Here is a 4,394-nt window from a genome sequence, read left to right as displayed (position 1 = left end):
CCACGATATCAGGAGGTTTTCATTTGCTCAAACCCCCGCATGTTTCATTACAGGAATGCTCCAAACACGAATTGGGATTGGCTGTTGTTGACCATTTGGTCCAATTGTGGAAACACGAGCTTATTGAAAATATTTTACAGTCCAATTTGGATCCCAAAACCAAGTTGAACCGCATGTTGGAGTGGGTAATTGAGTACCACCGGAAAACCGAGGGGAAACGAGGTTGCCCATTTGGAAACTTAGCGCTTGAAATGAGTGAGCATGATGAAGCGTTTCGCGCGAAAATCAATGAGTTGTTTAAGACATGGGTGGATCATTTGACGCCTGTCCTGAAAGAGTTGATGCATCAGGAGAAGTTCGAACAAGAACTTTGCCCAGAAAAATGGGCCCAAGCGTTAGTTTCCACTATTGAGGGCGGGATTTTGCTGATGAAAAATCATCTGGACCTTCAAGTTCTCCAAAACGTGATCGACGTGATCCGCATTCAGCTGCGACTCGTGAACCCAAGGGATAAGTAGACATCCACGCGAAACCACATGGTCCGCGTTTAGACGATACCATAAATTTGAAATGAAAGGGGCGAGATCATGGCCAGGTATGTCGAAAAAATATCGGCCGTTTCTACGGGAATGATGACAAAAGCCACCTCCAAACAGCATGTGTTGAGCATTGACGAGCCTCCGCAAATGGGAGGCCAGGATCAAGGTCCCAATCCGTTGGGTACTTTGTTATCGGCCCTTGCCGGGTGCGAGAATGTGATTGCCAACATGGTGGCAAAAGAAATCGGCTTTGATCTGCAGGGTATTGAGTTCGACATCGAAGGTGAATTGGATCTTCGCGGACTCAAGGGCGAACCGAATGTTCGCCCGTATTTCCAAAAGGTGATCGTGAACGCCAAAGTCAAAACTAGTGAGCCGGAAGAACGAATTCGTCAACTTCAGGAAATCACCGATTCACGGTGCCCGGTATTCACCATGATGAAAGCTGCTGGTGTCGAAATGGTGGTCAATTGGACTAAAGCGTGATGAATCGTACATCGAAGAAAGAAGAGGCCCACCCGTTTCGCGCGGGTGGGCTTTTTGATGAGTTTACCGGTTACTGGAACCCTTGGTCGGTGTGGTGTCCATACCGGAGGCCCATGAACCGCCATCTGGGTACTCGTTGTTGACCTTACTTTTGCCCTCAATGGCGAAGCATTGATCAGCCTCCTGTTGTGCGAAAAGAGATTGCTCTACCTGGTGTTCCTGTTCGCGGAACTTACCTCTTTTCACGCTGGCACTATGTTTAGAGGATGTACCTTTAGCTGTATTTTCAATTCGGTCGACAAAATATTACAAATTTTGCCCCTTGATTCTCCATGCTATATACAAATAGAATAAAATTCGGAAGATGTGAATTGTTATTTGAAGGGAGGTATATGGAGATAATTCAATGCACCTCTTCTTTCTTCCAAGCGAAGAAAATGAATTCGAGGTTAGCTGGGACAACAAAAAAAGAAAATCAGTCGAAACGGAAACTTTCTGGATCTTATGGGATTCCCCCGACACAGTCGTTTACCCTTTACTGTTCGGGTAATGCCCTTCTTACAACTCTATCGAAAAATTAATCTACCTTGAACAAAGTATTAAACTTATTCGAGGAACCACTTGTCTTGATGTGTGGATGAAACAAATATTAATCCTGTTTTTACTTCTTTAGAATATAATTCCTGTTTATGTAATTTTGTGGGTACTACTGGGAGGTGTTGTAAAATGCCGCTCGTTGAAGGCGCTGATTTGAGGGGGCCATATTACTATGACCGCAGCACGCACTCACTACGGTCAAGAGAGAGCAAACACCGTGCATCGACTGGGTCGTCGGTTGTAAAGGGCGCAGCCACTTCGATCAGCCGAGACCCGCTGAAGGGAACCAAGTACGAATGGAACACACAACATCGCAGGGCCACGGTCCTCTCAATCCGAGACACTACGGCTGGTCGTGTTAAGGAAGGCAAGCCAGTCGGTGCTCCCGTCTTTCGAATCGACAAGCCCCATCGCAATGCAGAGTTCCCTCACATTAACGTAGAACCGAACAAGTTTGGGTTGAATCACAAGCCGATTCCCCAGACTGCTTTCAAGGCGGCCAGCCACGCCGACGAAATAGCTCGAGGTCTCAAGGGCGCCAGTCGAGCCTTGGGGGCGACCGGTGCCGCTATGGATGCCTATGATATTTATCAGGGCTACAAGGCTGACGGAAACAAAATTGGCAACCACACCAAGCAAGCCGTGGGTCGGGCAGTAGGCGGATGGGCCGGTGCCTTGGCTGGAGCCGAGGTCGGCGGAATGGCAGGTGCGTCCCTGGGTTCGATGATTGTGCCTGGGGCGGGTACGGCTATAGGCGGATTTGTTGGAGCAATGGGTGGAGCCGTTGGGGGAGCGATTGGAGGTTCAAAGTTGGGAGAATGGCTGATGAAGCGGTAACCCAGGAGGGTTCCATTTATGTCAAAGTCGCAGGTTGATCTGTTTTACCAGGTAATCGATCCGATCGCGCCGAACTGGATATCGCTCGTGCTGGGAGTTTCCCTGCAGCAGTACCGGCATCCAAGCTGGGGAGAACTTGCAGTCGAACTGATTCAACACCTCAGCGGTTCGGCACCCCTGGGTCTGTTGCTCCTTCAGGTTGAGCCTGAGCGAAACTGGTATGAAGACGAGATCGTGGCGTCGGGTGGACAAGTGCTGATACGCAGTGAAACCACAAATCAGAAGCTAGTTCGACTTGCAGGATACCTGCCTGCCACCGAAGCCCGTTCAGGGCTTCTCCTGGACCTTTTTCGGGACGAGATCGCCGAGATGGGACTCCTTTATATCAACCTCCTCTCCGAGAGCGACGAAGCAATCCAGTTCTTCCAGGTTGCTTCGGATACCGATAGGTTCCCGCCTCTTTGCCAAGGACTTTTGCATCCGGAAGGGGACGGGGCCGTTCTTGAGGTCAACCTCCCAGGGGAAAAAGACCTACTCCCCACCGTGACCGAACTTAGCCTCCGATATGGTTTCCGGCTTCGTGCCCTGCAAGGACGGGACTGGCCACGATGAGCTTCACCATCTGGTCTGCTCATATCGCTGTGACCGAAGGAGGACAAGAAGTTCCCATTTCATCAAAGGGCTGTCACAGTGGTCATTCTCATGTGCTTGCCCTGATCGTTCTGGAATCTGACTTTGAAGTGGAATTGACACAACGGTGGTACAACGCTGTAGGCCAGACCGTCTATGTACACAGTTGGCTCCAACCATCCCTTCCTGAACCCAGAGAGATGGCAGTAGGTATCCAGACCGCTTTGTTGGGTCCACATAACGGCACATGCCTCTTTACTCTGGAAGTGAATGGACATTCCGCCATATCACTGCCGTTCTCATACCGACCGTGGGTTATCTATGATCAATGGGGCCGACTTTCCCTCCTGCAAGGAACACTTTCCTTTTAGGCAACCTGGCTACTATCAACCAGTAACGGATAGGGTGCGGGGGAGGTCCGCCACCCTCCTCCCACCCATGAAAAACCATACGTCCCATTTGCCACAAACTTAGAGTGTCTCCGTCTCCTGAGGAACCAACTTGCGTCTAACCCAGACCAACTGACTTGAATAGATAACTCCTGTGCCCACAACTCCGTTAATGATCAAGTCCAAATTTTTGTGTAAAATTGCCCCTCGGCTCGAACGGGCTTATCCCAAGAAATTACATACGGTCGGTAAGGGAATGGCCCCTAGCTGACCCGCACCACTTTCGCAGACGCTTCGGCCTCCTGAGCGGCACGCCATTCCAGGTACTCGGTCATGCCCAAATACTTTTTGCCGCTGGCCCACTTCTCGTCAATCTCCATCAGCAAAGCACCCAAAAGCCGCAAGGCGGACTCGCGGTTGGGGAAGATCAGAATCACTCGTTCACGGCGCCGAATCTCCTCATTCAGTCGTTCAACGGCGTTGGGTGGTGCGCAGCCGCCTCCGGTACTTCTCCGGCAACGCCAGAACCGCCGTCGCGTCTTCAAAACCGGCTTCCAGGATCGCCATCGCTTTCGGTGCCTTCTCCTCGTACGCCTCCAGCGTTTGCTTCAGGAGTTGCCGTGCCGTCTCCATATCCGGTGCCTCCAGGATGGCGCGTACCCGACGATGCACCTCCTCTTACAGCGGTTTCGGTGTCGCATCGAGAACGTTGCGCGTAAAGTGCGTCTGGCACCGCTGCCAGGTTACGCCCTGAAAGTGCCGCCGAATGGCGCGTACAAGCCCGCAATGGTCATCCGATACCACCACATCAACGCCGTGAAGCCCGCGGCTTTTCAACCAGCTGAAAAACTCGCTCCAGCTGGCTTCCGACTCGCTGTCGCCAAGCATCAGGCCCAACACCTCGCGATACCCCTCG

The 4,394-nt window shown here is 51.5% G+C and carries 4 protein-coding genes and 1 pseudogene; 4 read left to right on the top strand and 1 reads right to left on the bottom strand.

What is annotated here, in order from left to right:
* The 4 genes from IEX61_RS11915 to IEX61_RS11900 form a co-directional block, all read left to right on the top strand.
* Positions 1-518: LmrA/YxaF family transcription factor (locus tag IEX61_RS11915; RefSeq protein ID WP_229725869.1), on the top strand; the 518-nt coding region annotated here is incomplete at its 5' end.
* A 69-nt stretch (positions 519-587) separates the two neighbouring features.
* Positions 588-1,025, top strand: a complete 438-nt coding sequence (locus IEX61_RS11910; RefSeq protein ID WP_054672285.1) for an OsmC family protein — start codon at positions 588-590, stop codon at positions 1,023-1,025.
* Positions 1,026-1,751: 726 nt separating this feature from the next.
* Positions 1,752-2,459, top strand: a complete 708-nt coding sequence (locus tag IEX61_RS11905; protein WP_054672282.1) for a hypothetical protein — start codon at positions 1,752-1,754, stop codon at positions 2,457-2,459.
* Between the two features lie 18 nt (positions 2,460-2,477).
* On the top strand, positions 2,478-3,071 hold the full coding sequence (locus tag IEX61_RS11900) for a hypothetical protein (RefSeq protein WP_054672280.1): 594 nt from the start codon (positions 2,478-2,480) through the stop codon (positions 3,069-3,071).
* A gap of 670 nt (positions 3,072-3,741) precedes the next feature.
* Here the strand turns inward: IEX61_RS11900 and IEX61_RS11890 are convergent.
* Positions 3,742-4,394: pseudogene (locus IEX61_RS11890) on the bottom strand (IS256 family transposase); the annotation flags it as partial.

It is taken from the genome of Calditerricola satsumensis, assembly GCF_014646935.1.
Lineage (GTDB): Bacteria > Bacillota > Bacilli > Calditerricolales > Calditerricolaceae > Calditerricola > Calditerricola satsumensis.
The sequence above is the reverse complement of the archived record's forward strand: the minus strand, read 5'-3'. Positions and strand labels throughout refer to the sequence as shown.